Below are 559 nucleotides of genomic sequence, written 5' to 3' on the forward strand. Positions count from 1 at the left end.
CCGCCATTGTCACGCGATACGGTCAGGTTCGGAAGAAAGTTTTGCGTGCCGGCTGGACTATCATCCACTTGCTGCAAAACGGACCAGGATACGCCTCTGTTCGTTGATCGTGAACGAAAAATATGTGCACTGCCGGTCCGATTGTCCTGCCACACGGCATAAACGATGCCTTGGCCGTTAAACGGCGAGATGTCCACTGCCAAATAAGCGATCGTTAATACGCGAAAGGCAAAGGTTGGAACCGGCAGCGGTGTAGGTACGAGCGAAACGGTGCTGATTGATGTTATCGCTTCAAAGGTGGCTCCTCCGTCAAGTGATCTTCGCATCAGGAATTGCGGTGTACCTGGCCCATATTGCATCCATCCTACATAGATGTCGCCTTGCGGACCAATGGCGATTGTTGATCCGAAGCTCGTTACACCCTGCACCTGATTGGTAATAAAATCGGTGTTGACCAAGTTAACCCCTGAATCGAGTGATCGTTGGAACAACGTTTCTGAACCGGTAAAATTATTGAAATAACGAGTATAAGCGACATACGTCTGACCAAGATAAGGGC

General features: G+C 49.7%; 1 protein-coding gene. It reads right to left on the reverse strand.

Annotated features, from left to right (window positions below):
- A partial coding sequence (locus TX77_RS10800; protein ID WP_044505101.1) for a hypothetical protein occupies positions 1-559 on the reverse strand: 559 nt, incomplete at both ends.

Source organism: Megasphaera massiliensis (genome assembly GCF_000455225.1).
Taxonomy (GTDB): Bacteria; Bacillota; Negativicutes; order Veillonellales; family Megasphaeraceae; genus Megasphaera; species Megasphaera massiliensis.